General features: G+C 50.4%; 14 protein-coding genes and 2 pseudogenes. 1 reads left to right on the top strand and 15 read right to left on the bottom strand.

All coding sequences use genetic code 11. The features are described from left to right. Positions 1-27: 27 nt before the first annotated feature. The 15 genes and pseudogenes from CGC65_RS21780 to CGC65_RS21715 form a co-directional block, all read right to left on the bottom strand. Positions 28-2,097 carry a C40 family peptidase gene (locus tag CGC65_RS21780; RefSeq protein WP_007037045.1) on the bottom strand — a complete coding sequence of 690 codons (2,070 nt, stop codon included), beginning with the start codon at positions 2,095-2,097 and terminating at the stop codon, positions 28-30. 35 nt (positions 2,098-2,132) lie between these two features. Then, on the bottom strand, positions 2,133-3,092 hold the full coding sequence (locus CGC65_RS21775; RefSeq protein WP_006876012.1) for a DNA-methyltransferase: 960 nt from the start codon (positions 3,090-3,092) through the stop codon (positions 2,133-2,135). Further along, a complete protein-coding gene (locus CGC65_RS21770) occupies positions 3,089-4,573 on the bottom strand; it encodes a VirB4-like conjugal transfer ATPase, CD1110 family (protein ID WP_463674839.1) in 1,485 nt (494 codons plus the stop codon). Before CGC65_RS21770 ends, CGC65_RS21775 begins: the two co-directional genes overlap by 4 nt. 57 nt (positions 4,574-4,630) lie before the next feature. Continuing rightward, complete coding sequence (gene ltrA / locus CGC65_RS21765) at positions 4,631-6,604, bottom strand: group II intron reverse transcriptase/maturase (protein ID WP_002569213.1); 1,974 nt, start codon at positions 6,602-6,604, stop codon at positions 4,631-4,633. 740 nt (positions 6,605-7,344) lie between these two features. Next, positions 7,345-8,331: pseudogene (locus tag CGC65_RS21760) on the bottom strand (VirB4-like conjugal transfer ATPase, CD1110 family); the annotation flags it as partial. Further along, a complete protein-coding gene (locus tag CGC65_RS21755; RefSeq protein ID WP_007037042.1) occupies positions 8,282-8,683 on the bottom strand; it encodes a PrgI family protein in 402 nt (133 codons plus the stop codon). The pseudogene CGC65_RS21760 and the gene CGC65_RS21755, both read right to left, overlap by 50 nt. A gap of 177 nt (positions 8,684-8,860) precedes the next feature. Continuing rightward, positions 8,861-9,139 (bottom strand): annotated as a pseudogene (locus CGC65_RS21750) (hypothetical protein); the annotation flags it as partial. A 99-nt stretch (positions 9,140-9,238) separates the two neighbouring features. Continuing rightward, positions 9,239-11,071 carry a reverse transcriptase/maturase family protein gene (locus tag CGC65_RS21745; RefSeq protein WP_002569170.1) on the bottom strand — a complete coding sequence of 611 codons (1,833 nt, stop codon included), beginning with the start codon at positions 11,069-11,071 and terminating at the stop codon, positions 9,239-9,241. 575 nt (positions 11,072-11,646) lie between these two features. After that, the gene (locus CGC65_RS21740; RefSeq protein WP_007037038.1) at positions 11,647-12,318 is read right to left on the bottom strand and encodes a VirB6/TrbL-like conjugal transfer protein, CD1112 family; all 672 of its coding nucleotides are present in this window, start codon (positions 12,316-12,318) and stop codon (positions 11,647-11,649) included. A gap of 19 nt (positions 12,319-12,337) precedes the next feature. Next, a complete protein-coding gene (locus tag CGC65_RS21735) occupies positions 12,338-12,553 on the bottom strand; it encodes a Maff2 family mobile element protein (RefSeq protein ID WP_002569168.1) in 216 nt (71 codons plus the stop codon). 411 nt (positions 12,554-12,964) lie between these two features. Beyond that, complete coding sequence (locus tag CGC65_RS31395) at positions 12,965-13,135, bottom strand: hypothetical protein (RefSeq protein ID WP_002569167.1); 171 nt, start codon at positions 13,133-13,135, stop codon at positions 12,965-12,967. Continuing rightward, on the bottom strand, positions 13,122-14,930 hold the full coding sequence (locus CGC65_RS21730; protein ID WP_007037036.1) for a VirD4-like conjugal transfer protein, CD1115 family: 1,809 nt from the start codon (positions 14,928-14,930) through the stop codon (positions 13,122-13,124). Before CGC65_RS21730 ends, CGC65_RS31395 begins: the two co-directional genes overlap by 14 nt. After that, positions 14,927-15,403, bottom strand: a complete 477-nt coding sequence (locus CGC65_RS21725) for a PcfB family protein (protein ID WP_007037035.1) — start codon at positions 15,401-15,403, stop codon at positions 14,927-14,929. Before CGC65_RS21725 ends, CGC65_RS21730 begins: the two co-directional genes overlap by 4 nt. A gap of 41 nt (positions 15,404-15,444) precedes the next feature. Continuing rightward, positions 15,445-15,666, bottom strand: a complete 222-nt coding sequence (locus tag CGC65_RS21720) for a DUF5348 domain-containing protein (protein ID WP_002569164.1) — start codon at positions 15,664-15,666, stop codon at positions 15,445-15,447. A 31-nt stretch (positions 15,667-15,697) separates the two neighbouring features. Beyond that, a complete protein-coding gene (locus tag CGC65_RS21715; RefSeq protein WP_007037034.1) occupies positions 15,698-16,681 on the bottom strand; it encodes a DUF6017 domain-containing protein in 984 nt (327 codons plus the stop codon). A gap of 574 nt (positions 16,682-17,255) precedes the next feature. Here CGC65_RS21715 and CGC65_RS21710 point away from each other — a divergent pair. Beyond that, on the top strand, positions 17,256-18,683 hold the full coding sequence (locus CGC65_RS21710; protein WP_002569835.1) for an efflux RND transporter periplasmic adaptor subunit: 1,428 nt from the start codon (positions 17,256-17,258) through the stop codon (positions 18,681-18,683). Positions 18,684-18,689 lie beyond the last annotated feature (6 nt).

Raw genomic sequence — 18,689 nt, 5'->3', positions numbered from 1 at the left:
TCCTTTCAGATTTTCATTTTTTTGTTGTCAGTTCCAATTCATTAAGCCGTAGCCCTTGATACAGGAGTAATTGACGGGGTAGCTCTTTATCTTGCAGGCGTCGCCGGAATTGCCCTCGACGGTATAGACGCGCTCCCCGTCCGTCCCGATAACAAGCCCTACATGGTCTGCGCTCCCGTCCCCGTCCCAGTCGAAAAAGATAGCGTCGCCGGGGGCGATATTCTCATAGCCCCTCGCGCCCCATTGCCCGCGTGACTGGAACCAGGGTACGCCCTGTGACTGGCACCCGGCAAAGCGCGGCTCGCTTTTCCCGGCTTGATTGTAGCACCATGAAACAAAACAGGCGCACCATTCCACGCGGCTGTTAAATCCGTACCAGCTCCAAAAGGGTCGCCCGCCTACGTTGCCGACTTGCCGCTTCGCAAGGTCTACAACGGCGGTGTTGCCGGGGCGTGTGCCGTTTACAAGCTGTACGCCGCTTAAATCCTCGGACGCGCCCATATCGGGGGAGCCGCCGCCGAAAATCAGCGGCTTGTTTCCGCTTGTTTCCAGATAGACGCGGTACATTTCAAGCTGCTGTGGCGTTAGAAGTTCCTCCGCAATCTCGGAAATGGGCTTGTTCGTCAGCTTCACGTTGAGGATATGGTACTCGTAGGGTACTTCCTCGCTGGTCGTTTCCCCTGTTTCCGGGTCTGTGCTTGTTTCTGTGCGGTAGCGGATTTCCGTTTCTTCCGTCAGCGTCAAAGTGTACTGCATGGCAAAGACGCGGTTTAGTTCTGCCTGTGCGCTCTGCGGGGTGTAGGTCTGTAAAAGGGCGGTGAGGTAGGACGCTAACTCATGGGGGTTATGCCCGATACTGTCAAGGTCATAGCGGTATTCGTCATAGCCGGGGTGGGTGCTTTCGATATTGTCAATCTGCTGCTGAAGCTCGTTTTCCTTTGCGGCGTAATTATTTTCCGTCGCCACAAGGTCGCTGTCCTCCGACGTGTAGGAAGTCCCAAGTATGCCGTTCATCAAGCCGGAGAACATGGAGCCGCAAGAGGAAAGCCCCGCCGATACCATGATGAATAAGAGCAGCGCGGCAACGGCGATACATACGCCCGCCGGGTGCCGCCCTACAAAAGCGATTGCCTTTTTTGTTTCCTCGGCGGTCTTTTTTGCCGCCTTGCGGGTGTTCTCTGCGGCTTTCTGCGCCGTTTTTGCGCCGCCTTTCCTTGCCGACTTTGCATACTGCCGCTTGATTTGCTGCTTCTGCATGAAGCGGGAAAGGGGATTGCCCGCAATCTGCGGATTGTCATGTAGGGATTTATGGTACTGGAAATCCACATTCGCCTTGAACGCCGCTTTCTCTGCCTTTGCCGCCGCCCGGTAGGGTTTGAGCTTGTGGCTGCGGTAGCCCTCCTTGACTTTCCGCGTCCCGTACTTTGCGCCGCGCTCTGCCAGTTCTTCGGATTTGTGCGCCCCCTCAACGCCGGAATTGTCCTTTTCAACGGAATGTATCTTGTTGTGGACGAAAATACCCGCTTCCTGTGCGGGGCGGGATAGCGGGTTATTGTGGGGCTTATTCCTTCCTATGGGCTTTTCCTGTTCCTCAAAATGTAGGCGGGTCTTGCCTTTCCCGGTGGCTTCATCAAAGGTGCGCTCCCGTACAAGTTTCTTTTCTTTGGGGATAGCCGCCTTTGCCGCGTCCAGACGGTCGGCTGCTTTGTCCGATTTTCGGATATACCTTTCAAGCTCCGGCGTTGCCCGTTCCTCGTCGGTAAACTGCAAGCGGGAAGATTTTTCTTTTGCTGTGGCTTCTGCCTGTGCTTTCCTCGCCGCCTTTTTGCTCGCCTTTCTGGTACGCGCCCCGTCGATACGCTCCAAGACGCGCTCGGCTGCGGCGGTGTCCTGTTCCCGTTCTGCCCCCGGCGCATGGGGAAGCGGCGGCGCGGCGGCTGTGGGCGCGGGAGCTGCGCCGCCCGGTATGGTCTGCGCTGCCTGTTCCGGCGGCTGCGGTGCTTCGGTCTTTGCAAAGTCCGCGTCCCTTATCCGCTTGCTGATACGTTTCTTTTTCCCGGTGGCGGCGTTTACCTCGACAGCCCCCTCGCGGGTCATTTTCTGCGTGACTTTCTCACGCGCTCGATACTGTTTTATTTTTCTGTCCCTCCAATCCGCGCCCTTGCAAGGGCGCAATACTCGGCGTTTATCTCAATGCCTATATAATGCCTGTCAAGCTGCCTTGCGGCTGCTCCCGTCGTGCCGCTGCCGAAAAAGGGGTCAAGCACAACGCCGCCTTTCGGACAGCCCGCCTTGATACAGGTTTCGGCAAGTTTTGGCGGGAACGCGGCGAAATGCCCGCCCTTGTAGGGTACGGTATTGATAAGCCACACGTCCCGCCTGTTCCGCATGGTCGGCATGAGGGCTTCGTCGTAGTAGCTGCCGCTTCTCGCCCGGTTAAGCCCCTGTACTTTCCCCTGTCCGGGTACTTCGTCCGCATATTTCTGTCCCGCGCTGCGCCCGGTGCGGTACCGCGCCGCCGTTGTGGGGGCTAACGGCTCGGCTATGGCGGCTGCGTCATAGAAATATTTCTTTGACTTCGTAAGCAGAAAGATATGTTCATAGCAGCGGGTAGGGCGGTCTTTCACGCTCTCCGGCATGGGGTTTTCTTTCTGCCAGATAATGTCGCTCCGTAAATACCACCCGTCAGCGCGTAGGGCAAAAGCTAAAAGCCAAGGGATACCGATTAAGTCCTTTTGTTTGCAGCCGGAAACGCGGTTGTTTTTTGCAATCTGCTGTCCGTTTCTGCCTTTCGGGTTCTTCGGGTCTGCATGGTAGCCCTTGTTCCCTGTGCCGCAGTAGGTGTCCGCGATATTCAGCCAGAGCGTACCGTCAGAACGCAGTACCCGGCGCAGCTCGCGGAAAACCTCGGTCAGCCTGTCAATGTACTGCTCCGGCGTGTCCTCCCGCCCAATCTGCATATCAAGCCCATAATCCCTAAGCGCATAGTAGGGCGGGCTTGTGACGCAACAGTGTACGCTTTCCTCTGGAAGCTCCCGCAAGGCATAGAGCGCGTCCCGGTTGATGATGGTGTCAGTTTTCAGCCCGTTCATGCTTCGCCCACTTCCTCCGGCTTCGTCGTCATTACCCGGTAAAGCTCGGTGTCTTTCGGGAAGCGGTCTACAAAGGGCAGCACCACGTTCCCGTAGAAGATAAGCCCCTCGCCCGCTTCGGTGTGGGTGACATATTTCATCTGCTGCGGGGAGATGTTGAGCTGCTTCGCAAGGATAGCCCGGTCGCCCGCCGCCTGATTGAGCATGAGGACAAAATCAGAGTTTTCAAAGATATTCTCCACTTCGCGGGAAGCAAGCAAATCCTTGACATTCTGCGTAATGGCTGTGGGTATGCCGCCCCATTTTCTGAAACGCTTCCAGATTTCAACGGAATAGGCGGCGGTCTGTTCCTCTTTCAAGAGAAGATGAAATTCGTCCATAAAATACCGGGTGGATTTCCTTTCTGCCCGGTTGACGGTGACGCGGTTCCATACCTGGTCCTGCACAATGAGCATACCTAACTTTTTGAGCTGCTTCCCAAGCTGCTTGATGTCAAAGCAGACAAGGCGGTTGTTCAGCTCCACGTTGGTACGGTGGTTGAATACGTTAAGGCTCCCGGAAACATACAGCTCCAACGCCGCCGCAATACGCGCCGCTTCCGGCTCCGGCTGCTTCAAAAGCTCGTTGTAGAGGTCGCCCAAGATAGGCATTTTCTCCGGGTCGGGGTCTGCAAGGAAAGGGCGGTACACGTTCCTAACGGCGCGGTCAATGACGGTCTTATCGACGGGCTGCAAGCCCTCCTTGCCGCCTATGACAAGCTCGCAGAGGGAGAGGATAAAGTCGGATTTCAGCGCAAGGGGGCTGTCGTCCTCGCTGTAATTGAGGTTAATATCCATAGGGTTCACATACTGGGGCTTCCCGTCAATGCCCTTGCCCGTAGGGGATAAGCGTATCACTTGCCCGTCAAGCCGCTGCACAAGGGAAAAATACTCTGCTTCCGGGTCGCAGATAATTATGTCGTCGTCGGTAATGAGGAAAGCGTTTGTCATTTCCCGTTTGGCGGCAAAGGATTTCCCGCTTCCCGGCGTACCCAAGATTAAGCCGTTGGGGTTCTTTAGCTGCTTGCGGTCGCAGAGTATCATGTTGTTACTAAGGGCGTTTAAGCCGTAGTACAAAGCCGCGCCCGTCTGGAAAAGCTCCTGTGTGATAAAGGGGATAAAGATAGCGGTGCTTGACGTGGTAAGCCCTCTTTGAATGGGGATAAGGTTCTCCCCAAGCGGTACAGAGGACATAAGCCCCGCTTCCTGTTGGTAGTCAAGGCGGGTTAAGGCGCAGTTGTTCTTCTGTGCAATGCCCGCCGCCGCGAATACGTCATTTTCCAGTTTCCGCTTCGTGTCCGCCATGTTCACCACAAGGAACGTCAAGAGGAACATTCTTTCATTCCGGCTCTGCAAGTCCTGTAAGAGATTCTTCGCTTCGCTGCCGAAAGTGGCAAGGTCGGACGGTAATAGCGATAGGTAAGCCTTTGAAGTTATCTCCAGCTTTTCCCCCGCTTCACACCGGACATGCGACTTTCACCGCATCCGGCGTTCCATCAATCAAACAGTTTTCTTAGTCTCCTTAGTCATACCATTATGAGAATTATTCGTAAGATTTAGGTTCTCCAAATCAATAGGTTTCCGATTTGCCAGAATTCGCAGTCTGTTTAGCTTCATAAGTTGTGAAGCGTCCAATTTAAGAGCGGAGAGATAAGAACAAATAGTATCCTCATTGACTGCGTGTATCAGTTCGTGTACTGGTGCAAGCACCAATACCAGATTTTCATACTTGTCACTGCCACCATTACCCTTTGGTGTTTTATGGTGACAGTGGATTTCTGAAACACACTGAAATTCCTTTCCCGTTATTGCACATTTCCCCCATTGAGCGGAGAATAGTGAAATACGGTTGTCCGCATATTCTGCACTACGGCGGTATGTAGGCGCTCTCATAAGCTGTAACAGTAAGGAAGTGTTTATCCGTAAATCGTCATGGATTGCACTTCTGCCTGTCGCTGTGTAGGCGCATACTTTTCGCCGCAAATTCATTGGATTTGTGCATTGAACATAGCTTATCGGATAAATCGGTTCTTTGGATTGTGCTATATATCTTAGCTGTTCCGATTTCCCATATCTTTGGAGCTCCATTTTTGTAAGGTCTCGACCTTCTTCTTTTAGTCGGTGCGTTTTTCCTGATTTCAGCCTGTTTTTAAGGACTATATTAACAGTTCTGCCAATATCACCGCAATCAATGCTGATGTCTGTGGCTAACTGATAATAATTCTGGATTCCCATAACCATTGAGTTAAACAGCCGTACTTCTCCGGCCTCTCCACGGTCTTTTCTTGGAAATTTGATGTTCCCGACCTGCTTTGTCAGGTTGGCCTTGACCTTTCTATAGGCTTTATCGCACATGTGCGATTGAACGACATACTTTTTCCCCTTTTTGTGCAGTCTGATTTTGAATCCGAGAAATTCAGAATAGCTCCGTCTGGTGTCAACAACTCTCGTTTTCTCTGGCGAAACATCAAGACGTAAGCGTTCTTTCAGCCAATGCGTTACCGCAATCAGCGTCCGGTCTGCCTGTTCTTTCGTCCTGCAAAGAATCCGAAAATCATCCGCATATCTGACGATATACATTTCTTTCAACCTTGTATTCCGCATTGCCCGATACGCATGGCTTTGTATCGGACAGCCCGTCGCATTTTCCCTGTAGGAGTAGTTTTCCGTTACCGGGTTGCACTGCCACTGGCTTTCTATCCAATGGTCAAGTTCATTCAGAACCACATTTGCCAGCAGTGGTGAAATAATGCCGCCCTGCGGCGTTCCCTTTGCTGGGTGTTCTATATGGCCATCCGGCATGAGGATTGGTGCTTTGAGAATCCTGCGGATTACATAGAGCAATTCTTTATCCCGAATATTAAGTGACCATAACTGTTTTATCAGCTTTGAATGGTCTACATTGTCAAAGAAGCCCTTAATATCAAACTCCACAACATAGTAAAGTCCTGACCTCTGCATAAGCCTGTAGATTGCCGCTATCGCATTTTCAACCGACCGATTCGGACGGAATCCATAGCTGTTATTGCTAAATCTGGCTTCGCAGATAGGCTCCATGACTTGCTTGATACATTGCTGTACCAATCTATCCCATATACAAGGGATTCCCAGAGGTCTGGTACTCCCGTTTGGCTTAGGGATTTCTTTGCGTCTCACGCTTCTTGGGGTGTAGCCGTTTTTACCTCCCTTTACGATTCTACGTACCCTCGCTGTTACTTCGTCAGCGGTAAGTTTACCAATATCAGAAATTTTCAGCTTATCCGTCCCCGGTGTAAAACTCCCGGTATTGGATTTGATGTTCCGATAGGCCAATAGGATATTTTCTCTCGAAAGTATCACATCCATCAGGCCGTCAAAGATTTCTCCGGCTTGACTTCTGGCATACAGCTCATCAAAGGTACTCTGCATATCGTAGTATTCAGCATGGCGGAGATACTCCACGTATTTTGTTTTTGGTTTCTTCTCATTTGGCATCAGGCATCACTCTCCTTTACGGCGAGTGACTTCTTTTTGTCATACTCGCAATCCTAATTGCGACTAAGTGCTAAGTTGTCTGTTTGACTGACTTGAGGCCATTCCTCCGTTTTCCTCTTTTTCGCAGAAAACATCATCGGTTCGACCTCTGCTTTTCAGCAGTAGTACAGCAGCTTATATGATTCGTCTGCTTACTTCCTAATGGTGGAAGCCTACTGCCTTTCCTCGTTCCAACAATCCTATCTTTACATATACCTTTAGGTCTCCGCTTTAAGCCTGTCAGCTTGAACACGCCTGTAACGTGCTATGGTGTTTCATAACATCAATTTTTACTCCACCACACTGATTAGCGATTAACGCTACCGGCACATTTCTATGCCGTCATGGTATAGACCCTTACATTCGCGGTTTTCGTCAGTCATATTTCAAACATTCTGACCTTGGGTATTTTGTAGACCTCCGGCCTATAGGTAGCACCGTCCACCTCTGGACAGCTTTCGTGAGGCTGGTATTTATCCAGCAATCCATACGGCTACTCTCAGCCGACTTCACCGAGCTTCTGACAAGTCACATTTCTGTTGAAATGCCAGTCGGAGTATTAAGGGGGCGTTTCAGGGCGTTACCCCATCATTCCACCTCTCGGATTGTTAGTTCTCCTAACATTTGAAATTTTCGTTCTTTTGTTAATGCCTGATTTTGTCCTTCAACCACGAAGGCTTTGTTCAGGAACGAGTCGCACTAATATCCATGTCATAGCCGCTGCGTACCGCTTTCTTCTGTTCCTCGATTTTCATTTTGTCAAGGTCGGTAATCTTGCGCTTGATTGTCTTTATGGCTTCGGTCTGGTCGATACTGTGGATATGCAGATTGACGATAACGCCCGTTTCCAAGTCCAGAATGTCAGATAAGATACGGTCGTTTAATTCCGGCGCAAGGATTTCAAGGAATGAAACCGCGCCGATTTTGCGCCCCATGCGGAAATAACGCCCCTCGCCAAAACGGAAAGAGGACGGGGCGATAAAGTCCTTTGTGGAAAGCCCGGACGGGGCAAGCCATGAAAAATCAAAGGCAAACTGCCCGCCCTCCGGGTGGAAAATGCCATGCAGCATTTTAAGGCGTTCATAGCCTGTCATGGGGCGGGCAGACACGCCCAAGAGCTTAAAGTTGTTGAGTACGTCCGTTTCGATACGGGCAAGGCGGGATTTCGCCGCGCCCAGACTGTCGGCTTCAATGGCAAAGGTGATATATTTTGCTTTGACAAGCCCGTTGTTGCCCTTTGCAAGCTGGTTTTTCAGCATATCCCGGTATTCTGTGCGGATAGAATTGAAAGCGTCCTCCTGTGCCGGGATATTGACCGCCTTTTCCGCTTCGCCGCGCTGCGTCCCTTGATTGATGAAAGAAAGCTGCACCGAAACGGAAGCGTCAAAGTAGTTGAGGAAGTCGCACCAGTTCTCAAAAATGGCGGTCTTGTCGTCTGCCTGTGCAAGCTGATAGTTAATATCTTCAAAGGCGACGGTCTTTGAGTATTTCCGTCCCGTAACCTTGCAGATACCGTCCGGGTACATCTGGATATAGGGGATTGTCTGCTGCGCGGTGTGGGCTTTCCCGTCGCCCTTTGCCTGTCTGATGATTTCCGCAATCTGCTTTTTCTCGGCGCGGGTGAGCTTGCGGGGCGGGTTAGGCTTTGTGCTTCCCGCCGCGCTGTTTCTTCGTGTTTCCTTTTGCAATCGCTGATACCTCCTTTTCAAGTTTTCTCTGCCGTTCTAAGACGGAATAAAAGTTGTCTGTCCTGTATGGTCGTTCTTTGGGGGCTATGAATTTTGTCCGTATGATGTTCTTCACCACCACTTCAAGGGGCTGTCCATGCTTCTCATACATGGCAAAGAGGAAACAGGGCAGCATGACGGCAATCATAGCCATAGACGCAAGGCTTGTGCCTGTGCTGTCTTTGAGCAGAAAGAAAAGCGGCAAGCCGAACAGGAGAGCCGCCGCAAAACATACAATCTGCCGTTTGGTAAGGTTGAAAGCTACTTTTGTCTTGACTTTGGATAAGTCTTTGGGTACGGGTACATACGCCAAGTGAAAACCTCCTTTCTCTGGGTTTGGTGTTGCTGTAATTTTCCATAAGGGTAATCAAGGCAAAGGTCAATCTATGCCCTTTGCCCGCCCGTATTATATGGGGGTTATCCGCGTCAAGGTCGGGTCGTATTTTCGCCGCTTCGCTCTGAAAATCTCCACCCTGCCCTTGACACGCCGCTAATGCGCGGAGAATATCGACTTCGCCAGTGCGCCGGATTTGAACAGGGAGAAACAGAGGATAACGGTATAGGCTGCAAGGGAGAATATCGCGCTGTGCAGATTGTCCGCTATTATCATGTTGTTTACCAGAACCGCGTAAATGCCGACGCATATCATAATGAGGAAGCCTTGAAAACCGATAGCGAACAGGGATTTTAGGTAGTTGTTTCCTATCTGCCCCCATTCCCGGTTCGTCATAGTTGCAAACGGGATAGGCGATACCGAACAGTAAAGTAAGGTAAGAACCCGGCGCCTTGCCATATCACTATGGCAGGTTTCCGAAAACTCCCCTCCGAACCGGACTTACACCTCTCAATGTATCCGGCTCTCCAGATGTCAGTCTAATTTCCCTGCGTGTAACTTATCGTGACAGTCAATACAGAGTGCCATTGTCTTGCGCCTGCGCCCAATCATGGCGATTTCCCATTGTTTCCTGCCACTTAAATCTTTGAGTTTTCGTACATGGTGTACTTCAAGCGGCACATTCTCTGCGCCGCACCACTCGCATTTATTCGCTTGAAGTCTTTTTATCAAGCTGTTGCGCCCGTAGTTCTCAACCACTCTTGCCACTATGTCGGGGTTGCCGCTTTCGACTTTGGTATTCCGGCGGAACCCATTGTTGTAGAACAGCACTTTACCCACTTTGCCGTTTTTCTTCGGATATTCCACTGCAAAATCTTTCCCTTGGCGGTACTTGCGTATAATTCTGCTGATTCTTGTTCGGTATTTTCCAGCAAAAGTTTTGAGCATACTGTATCTCATTACATAGTAGAAGTTATTGAGTACGGACACGTTGTTTGCGAGCCGGTAGTAGTTATACAATCCACGGATTTCTGCATTGTACTGGTTTAGGATTTCCAAGTCGTCCAGGTGCAACAGGCGGATGCGCCGGACTGGTTCCCAGACCTCTTTGTTTCCATTCTGTTTGTCGTATTTAATCTTGAGGGCATTGTAGGAGAGCAGGCGTTTTAACCATTTATCATGGGGAACATAGAGCAGGACTTTTCCGTTGTTCACTCGTCTGGTAGCCCCGGTTTTGGTCTTTTTGCTGTACTCGCCTTTGGTGATTGTGACCTCGTACCCCAGAAACTTTGCAAAGTCATGTCCGTGGGTAATCAGTGTCTTTTCCCCGGACATTTCCAGATGAAGTTTTTCCCGGATAAAACAGCCCACTTCTTGTTTTACCTGTTCTGCGTCCTCTTTACTGCCGATAACCCCTATCAGAAAATCATCCGCATACCGGACATAGCAAATCCTCTTATAGCTGTCGTCCATCTGGTCACTGTACGGCATGGATTTCAAACTTCGCCGCAGTTCCCGGATTTCCGCAATTAAGTCCTCTTTTTCTTCCTCGCTCATTTTAGAAAGATTTCTTTTAAGCCGCTGTTCTTTTCCCCGGCAAACGTCCAGCTTCTTCTTGAACGCAGGATTGATTTTACGGCGGTTTCCGCAGTTGAATTTCTCTGCGTATTCTGCCATATAGCTGTCCAGTTCGTTCATATAGATGTTTGCAAGGATTGGACTGATGATAGAGCCTTGGGGAGTGCCGGAGTAAGTATTGTGATAATTCCAGTCCTCCATATATCCGGCTTTCAAAAACTTCCATAGCAGACCAATGAAATGTTCGTCTGCAATCCGCTTCCGCAGAATGTCAATCAGCACATGATGGTCTACATTGTCAAAACAGCCCTTTATATCCCCCTCAACGAACCACTTTGTTCCCGTAAAATATTTCTGCACATATTTGAGTGCCGTATGGCAGCTTTTGTTTATGCGGAAACCGTGGGAGTAGTCGCTGAAAGTTGGCTCATAGATGCTCTCTAAGATGAGCCGCACCACCTCCTGTATCAGTTTGTCGTCAAATGACGGTATTCCCAGAGGGCGCATTTTCCCATTGGATTTCGGGATATACGTTCTCCTCGCCGGGTTGGGCTGGTAGCTGAAATCACGCATTTTTTCAATGAGGGCGTTTATCCTTGCCATTCCCATACCGTCAATGGTTTTGCCGTCTGTTCCGGCTGTCATGTTGCCTGGTTTCGCCTGTATCCGCTGGTATGTCAGCAGATAGAATTGTGGATTGTACAGATTGCGGTATAACCGCCCATACTTGTAACTCTTGTTACACGCCTTGGATTTCAGGCTTTCCAACACATTTTCAGGACTTCTCATAATGCCTCACGCACCTTTCCTTTTTATGAATTGGTTGACATCCTGCCTCCCTTCGCCATGTAGACGGCTTTCCCGCCCTCGGACTACTACGGAGGCTCCGTTGCCATGCCGGATATTCAGCGTCATCTTTCTTGGGTTTTTACCCCTTGAAATTTATCGCCTTGCGGCATTACGCATAGCCGGATAATCCCGGCGTTCCGGTTTAGGCAATCTCCAGTTAGACACTTTGGGAAAAGCGTATTGTGATGTCGGTAATGGGTTTTCGTCCTTTTCCGCTTATTGCGGCTGGCTGTCATAAGTATCGTGCGGTCTGTGTTTACCTGTCACATTCCGCTATGACATACGGCGAATACAACCATCCTGCGCCGCCGGGTCGAGTATCCCGCCTCGGACTGCCCTTAAAGCAGTTTAGCCTTGTTCCTCATTCACAATGTTGCATCTTGCCGCTCAGTCGTGGGTAGATGGTTTCCCCAACTTGCGATTTTTCCGGTACGCTATTGTCCCCCTTATGGTTTCCCTCCGGAGTAAACCGAATGACGCTAAAGTGACGTTTTTCACATCTTTGATACTTTTCTTTACCGGCTTGCCAAAGCCGGATTCCCAGAATGCCCGCGTACCGCCTTTGGATGAAAAGCGGCACTTCTGGACGCGCGGTAAATTTCTATCATGCGCCCGTAGAGGATAACGGTTATCAGTACGGACATGATTTTCATGCACAAGCTCACAAGGCTTGTTTCCATGACAAGTAAGAGCAGTTCGGGGATTTCCATAGCGTCAAGCCCGCTCTGCATGGAAGCAAGGGCGGCGGCAACATCAATCTCTGTGCTGCCGCCGATTACCCCCGCCGCGCCGGAAACAACGTGCTGCGCCATATCGAACACCGCCATAGTAATGTCAAAGGTGTGCGTCACAAGGTAGACTGCCACAAACGCCTTGAACACCCACTTGAAGAACATGGAAGTGTCAACGTCGTGCATATTGTTCTTTTCCGTTACCATGCTGATAAGCTCATAGCATAGGACGTAGGTAATGACAAGCCCCGCAATGGGTACGATTACATTTTCACTAAGGGTCTGTATCATGGAGAATATATTTGCGTTCCACCCTTGCGGGGTCTGCCCTACCTCTGCGGCGATAGTGCCGACTTTTTCGTTTACGTCCCCGAACATAGTTGACAGATTACCGTTTATGGCTCCTATGAGGATTTCCTTTATCCATTCGTTAATCGCGTCAAGTATGCTCTGCATAAGCCTTTACCCGCGCTTCTTAACCGAACAAGCCGGAAAGCAGCGGTACAAGGGTCATGCCGATAAGGGCAACGCCGCCGCCCGCCATAAGCTGCTTCATGCCCTGGCTCTTTGCGCCCGGATTGTCATTGCCGTAGCCCTCCATCAGATTGATTACGCCCCAGATACCAAGCCCGGCTCCAAGTGCTACAACAAGGGTCTGCAAAACGTCTACTGCGCTATTGAAAAATGCCATAAATATATCCTTTCTGCCGCGTCTGCGGCTGTCCGGCAAGCGGACAAAAGGCGGTCAGCGTATGGTCGCCGCCGCACAAAAAAACCGCCCTCTGGTAAAGGCGGCTGTCCCCGCGCTGCGTAAGTTCTGCGGCGCGGCGGTATTCAGTTGTAAGGGGTGCGGCTCCTGCCGCTGTGTACTGCGCCGGAAAGTGGGGGCGCGTATCATGTAGCCGGTATGGATAGATGTGATTGCTTCAATCGCTCCTTTCTGTGTTCCGCTGTGCTGCCGGACGTTTTTTTCAGACTTGCGGGAAGTGAATAGCTTGCGTAGCAAGGTGTTCGCTTCCCGCAAGTTCACAAAGGGGTAGCTGCCGCAAGGCAGCGTAGGGGAAGTGTAGCTTCCCCTGTCCCCCGGCGGTCTGCCATGCTGTCACTGTTGCGGGATAAGCCCCCGGCGCGTGACATACTCCGTTGCAAAACGGCGGTGTTCCGCTTCCTTTTCCCGCCAATACTCCCATAATGCAGCGTCGGCGGCTTCCGCAACATTCATTAAAAACCGTTCAAGCTGCTTTTGTTTTTCCTCTGCGCTACGTTTCCTCATGGTCTGCGTCCTCCTGTAAGTCTGCCGCGTCAAGCTCGTAATAGTCAAAAACCTCGTCGGGCTTGACAATGGCGGGGCGGCGTTTAAGGTGCTTTTCCATGTCAAAGGCGTTCTTCGGGTCTGCGTCGGACAGGTACTTGTATTTCGGGTGCTTCGTTATGTCGAATTTGTCCGAAAAGAACGGGCGCACCCCGCGTAGCTGCAAGATACATTTCCCTCCGTCCATGACTGCAATTTCATCTTCCGTCATAAGCTGCTTTCCCAATTTCTGATAGTTCAGCCCATGCGAAAGCTCCCGCCCCCTTGTTTCGGACGTGTTAAAGCTGTCTATCGTTTCTTTTCCTAAAATTTCCGATATTTCTTTAAGGGTGGTTTTCTCCTTGCCGCCCAAGAAAAGCGTGGTGTCGCAGTTGCCGACTATGGTATCGGCGTTGTCTTTGTAAATGGCTTTTAGCTGTGACTGGCTCTGCAAGATGATTGACGCGGATATTTCCCGGCTCCGTATCGTTGCAATGAGCTTTTCAAACTTTGGTATCTGCCCGATATTCGCAAATTCATCAAGTAAGCACCTAACATGGACGGGAAGCCGCCCGCCGTATTCATCATCTGCCTTGTCACAAAGCAAGTTGAATAGCTGTGTGTAAAGGATTGAAACGACAAAGTTAAAAGTGTCGTCGGTGTCGCTGATGATGACGAAAAGGGCGGTCTTTCTGTCGCCTATGGTGTCAAGCTCCATTTCGTCGGTTTCCATAAGCTCCCGCAGCTCCTTAATGTCGAATGGGGCTAACCTCGCGCCGCATGAGATAAGTATGCTTTTTGCGGTCTTGCCCGCCGCAAGTTTGTATTTTTTGTACTGCTTGACTGCAAAATGTTCCGGGTCTTTTTCTTCCAGACGTTCAAACATGAGGTCAACCGGGTTCTGGAAATCCTCGTCGTCCTCGCGGGCTTCCGACGCATTTATCATCTCAAGCAGCGTCGTGAAGTTCTTCTCGTCCTCCGGGGCTTCATACCAGATGTAGCCGATTAGCGCGGTGTAGTAGAGCTTTTCCGCTTTCACCCAGAAATCCTCGCCGGATTTTTCCCCGTCGCCTTTGGTGTTGGCGATAATGGTATTGACTAACTTCAAAATGTCCTTTTCGCTCCGCAGATAGGCAAAGGGATTGTATTTCATGGATTTTTTGAAGTTAATCGTATTTAGCACTTTGATACGGTATTTGTACCGCTGTAACATTTTCCCGGTTTCCAAAATCAGTGTTCCTTTCGGGTCAGTGACGATATACGACGTTGGAAAATCCTTTGACGTACATTGCATGAGCGACGGTTTCACAAAGAACCGGGTCTTGCCGCTGCCGGAACCGCCGATTACAAGGATATTTTTGTTTCTTGCGTATTTCGGCTGCTTCGGGCGGCTGTTCATGGTGAGCCGTTCCGTCTGCGTTAAGGGGATATTGTTCTCAAATACCGGGTCGGTGTACGGCTTTATGTCGTCAGCCCCGCCCCAACGCGCCGAACCGTATTCTGTCCCGCGGCGGTATTTCTTCGCGTTCTTGCCTTTGGTGTAGATAATCAGCCGGACAATGACCGCCCCCGCAATGCCTAAAGCTAAGTCTGCCGGGTGGAAGCTCGGCGCGATACTGGAAAAGGCGGCGGTAAAACCGTCCCCAAGATGTAGCAGCTTTGCGCTTGCGTCCGCGCCGGGGGAGAGCCGGACAGCCGCGCCCACTTTATCAAAGAGCCAGACAAAGAGCAGATACGGGAGATTTAGGATAAGCAGCTTCTTGATTTCCGGCTTCATAGCGATACCTCCCTGTCCTTGTTCTTGACCTTTGCCCGTTCCGCGTTTCTGCCCTGTGCAGCTTCTTTGAGGGTAGAGAGCAGCTTTCGGATTGAGGGCTTTTTCTCCTGTGTCAGCTTTTTTGCGGAAAATTCCTTAAAGGCTGCGGTCAGTACGTCCGCGTCCCGCCCCTTGAAGAAAACCAGATAGCGGGGCGGGCTTTCCGTCGCGTCCTTTTTCAGCGCAAAGTCGATACCGTACTTTTTCGCCGTACTCTCAAAGGCTTTGATATTGCCCTCGGTAATCTCAATGTTGGAAACGCCCGCGTTCTGCTTCATAAGCTGCTTTAAGCTCTGCTTGCCCTGTGGCGGTTTTGCAAGCTGCTTTTTGCCCTTTGACAGTATGGCTTTCATTGCCTTTTGGAGCGTCTGCGCGGTCAGCTTCCCGGTCTTGATGTAAAGGGCTATGGTCTTTTCGTTTACTTCGTCCTGCAATTTGTCGCGTCCTCCTTTCGCGTTTCTTTATGGGGCGGCGGTCAGATACGCACCCGCAGCCCGTTCAAGTCCTCGGCTCTGATACCCACAAGATACCAGTTGTCGCCGTACTCAATCCGGGTCGGCTTCCACTTGCCCCGCACGAATACGTCAAAGCACTCGCCGCAATGCAAGCCCCCGTAGTAGCTGTTTAAGTCAAAGCGGATGTCGTAACGGTCGGTGCGCTCGTCAAATACCAATGCTCCTGTCATTTTCTGTGCCATAATAAAATCCTCCTTTTGTGGTTGTGGGTGGTTACAGGCTTTCGCCCTCATTGCATGAATAATAGTCCGGGTCGCCGTACTGCGGCTTTTTCGGTGACAGTGCGCCGCTTGCCATGTCATGGGCGACAAGGGAAGTGTAGTAGTTGCCGATTGTGGACGGGGCGTTGAAAAGGGCGGCTTTCAGATATTGCTTGATGTTGCGGATTTTGGTTGTGTTCTCCCGCATACAGTCAAGCACAAAGCGGATATGCTCGCCGTCTAGTTTCATAAACTTTGACTTCACAAGCTCTGCCGGGTAGTCGTCCCCCGCAATCCGTACCCGCTTTCTGGCGGTGCATACGGTTTCAAGCATGAGGTCTACAATCTCGTCCAGCCTGTCACTGTCAAACTTCATGTCCTGTTTGAGAATGTGGTAGTCGATATTGTCCTTGATGATTTCCCGGTATATATCAACTGCGCTCTGTGCTGCCGCTTCCGTTCCTTTCCGTTCCGGCGGCGCAGCCGCTTCTCTGCAAGGAGAGGGGTTAGGGGAAAGGATAGGAATGGAATGGGTACTTGATAAATCTGTATTTGATTTTTCTTTTTTTGGTAAGTCAGTTCTTTGTATATCTTTATTTAATTGCGTTGGATTTTCCAACGTAGGTTTTTCCAATGTTGGTTTTTCCTGCATTGGATTATCCAATGTTGGATTTTCCAATGTAGGTAAATCCGGCGTAGGCGGCTGCGGCTGCTCGAATATCACATAGTCCGCGCCCCGCAAGCGTCCTTTCTCGTCGCGCTCCCTTGAACGGACGATATACCCGGCGCGTTCAAGTTCCTTAATGGCTTCGCGGATAGCGTCTATCTTCTCCCGGTTGATAAGGGATAAGCCTTTCAAGGTGTAGTCCCAATCTTCGGGGAGTGACAGCATTTGCGACAACAGCCCCTTTGCCTTTAGGGAAAGCTCCTTGTTGCGTAGGTGGTGGTTGCTCATTACGGTATAGCCCTTGTTTCGTTCCACTCTGAAAACTGCCATAGTTCATAGCTCCTTTGCTTTGGATTTGTTACGCAGTAGAAGCGCGGTTTCGGGGGATAAGGTATAAATCCCTTTCCGCGCCAGATACGCGCCCGGAAAACCGCTTGTAGCAAGGCTTTTTCTGCCCCTACTGCGTAACAAAGGGCATGAAAAAAGCGGCGTTCCTGTTCTCCCATGTAGAGAGTAAGAAACGCCGCTTCTGCGTCGTATTCAGTTTTTAGTACAATACCCTGCTTGTCCGTCGCTCGAAAAACCTTGATTTTCCAGTGTTTTCAAAAGTATCGTTATCTAACGTCAGCTTTTGTTGTACCTGAAATTTAATCAACAATAAATCTTGAAAATTTCTCATTTTCCTATTGACTTTTTATTTGCAGGCTTAAGTAAATCTTTCGTTTTCATTTATGAAATGTTATGAAAATACAGGATGAAATATTTATGGCAAACCTATATAATAGCCTTATTAAATGAACAGCAATGGCGCAAATGTTTATTTTTTGTTGTATAAGTATGCCATATGTGATATAACTGTATTAATATAAATAATACAGTATCCGCTGGTATTAAGGAGGGAGTCATGGGAACAGAGAAAAAAGCTGGTGATTTAGAGGAAATCCAGGTTTTGGAAGGCATTTCAGAGTCTGAGGAAATTGACCGCCGTGTGGAGGAGCTGATGGCTCCGGAGGAGGAAGGAAACGGAAAGAAAAAGAAGAAAAAGCAAAAGCAAAAGACCGGACACCGGTCATCGGAGGGAGGCTTTCACCCCGTCCGGCGCTTTAAGGGGTTCAGCCGTAAGCGCAAGATAATCACGGTCCTGGTACTGGCGGCAGTGGTTTTGTTTGGGTTCTCCCGTATGTCTGGAGGAAAGAAGGATCTGGGGATCCCGGTTGCCGTGATGCCCCTTGCCAAACAGGACGTTCAGGAAAAGCTTACGGTAAGCGGTCCTGTATCAGGCACAGACAGCGTGGATGTGGTGTCCAATATTCATGCGGAAATCACTGCCATGAATGTGAAGGAGGGTGATACCGTGACAAAAGGACAGGTGCTGGCCGTGGTGGACAGCACGGATCTGGAGCGGGAAGTGCAGATTGCCCAGAACGCCTACGACCTTGCGGTGGCTAATAAGCAGGAAAAAGATAAGGAAGCAGCCCTTGGATACGAAAAGGCGGTCCAGGATTTCCAGAAGGCCAGCCTGGATCACAGCAGGAACAGCCAGCTCTTTGCCACCGGCGACATTTCACAGATGGAGCTGGAAGCCAGCGCCAATGCCCTGAATGATGCCAGAAGGCAGATGGAAGGCTATACGGTTGAGAATGGGAGAGGCGTTGCAGATTCGTCCTACGGCATACAGATACAGAACGCAGCCTTTGATTTGGAAAAGAAAAAAGAAGAACTGGATAATACCCAGATAAAGAGCACCATTGACGGCACTGTGGTCCGTGTCAATTCCAAGGTGGGCCAGTTTGCGGATAAGGTGGAGGATGATAAACCTATTCTCAGCATCGAGAATCTGGAGCAGCTGGAGCTGGAAATCAAGGTAAGCGAGTTTTCCATCGGCAAGGTAAAGGTGGGACAGATGGCGACCATCACAGCGGATATCCTGGACGGTGAGACTGCAGAAGGCGAGGTCGTAAAGATATCGCCCACAGGCGAGGAAAAAGGCGGCGGATCCACGGAGAGGGTTATTCCCACTACCATACGGGTGGACGGTGGAAGCTCAAAGCTTATTGCGGGAATAACGGCAAAAGCAGAACTTTTAATCAGGGAGGCAAAGGATGTTTTCGTCGTTCCCTCATCGGCGCTTTTTGACGACGGGGAAGTGACATACATAGCCATTGTGCAGGATATGAAGGTTAAACGAATACCTGTGACCATGGGAGTGGACGGCGACGTGGTGGTAGAGGTCATTCCCACAGACGGTACAGTGCTGGAGGAGGGAATGCAGGTTATCACCAATCCGGGACCCCATCTCATGGACGGTGCTGCCGTGCTGATTACCCAGTAGCAGGAG

The organism is Enterocloster bolteae (assembly GCF_002234575.2).
Taxonomy (GTDB): Bacteria; Bacillota; Clostridia; order Lachnospirales; family Lachnospiraceae; genus Enterocloster; species Enterocloster bolteae.
This window is presented reverse-complemented; position numbering and strand designations above follow the sequence as displayed.

Excerpts from the sequence above, each read along its gene's own strand:
- CGC65_RS21735 (WP_002569168.1), bottom strand. The coding sequence starts at position 12,553 with ATGGCATTTTTCAATAGCGCAGTAGACGTTTTGCAGACCCTTGTTGTA.
- ltrA (WP_002569213.1), bottom strand. The coding sequence starts at position 6,604 with ATGCCAAATGAGAAGAAACCAAAAACAAAATACGTGGAGTATCTCCGC.
- CGC65_RS21715 (WP_007037034.1), bottom strand. The coding sequence starts at position 16,681 with ATGGCAGTTTTCAGAGTGGAACGAAACAAGGGCTATACCGTAATGAGC.
- CGC65_RS21710 (WP_002569835.1), top strand. The coding sequence starts at position 17,256 with ATGGGAACAGAGAAAAAAGCTGGTGATTTAGAGGAAATCCAGGTTTTG.
- CGC65_RS21745 (WP_002569170.1), bottom strand. The coding sequence starts at position 11,071 with ATGAGAAGTCCTGAAAATGTGTTGGAAAGCCTGAAATCCAAGGCGTGT.
- CGC65_RS31395 (WP_002569167.1), bottom strand. The coding sequence starts at position 13,135 with ATGAGGAAACGTAGCGCAGAGGAAAAACAAAAGCAGCTTGAACGGTTT.
- CGC65_RS21720 (WP_002569164.1), bottom strand. The coding sequence starts at position 15,666 with ATGGCACAGAAAATGACAGGAGCATTGGTATTTGACGAGCGCACCGAC.
- CGC65_RS21740 (WP_007037038.1), bottom strand. The coding sequence starts at position 12,318 with ATGCAGAGCATACTTGACGCGATTAACGAATGGATAAAGGAAATCCTC.
- CGC65_RS21780 (WP_007037045.1), bottom strand. The coding sequence starts at position 2,097 with ATGACCCGCGAGGGGGCTGTCGAGGTAAACGCCGCCACCGGGAAAAAG.
- CGC65_RS21730 (WP_007037036.1), bottom strand. The coding sequence starts at position 14,930 with ATGAAGCCGGAAATCAAGAAGCTGCTTATCCTAAATCTCCCGTATCTG.
- CGC65_RS21775 (WP_006876012.1), bottom strand. The coding sequence starts at position 3,092 with ATGAACGGGCTGAAAACTGACACCATCATCAACCGGGACGCGCTCTAT.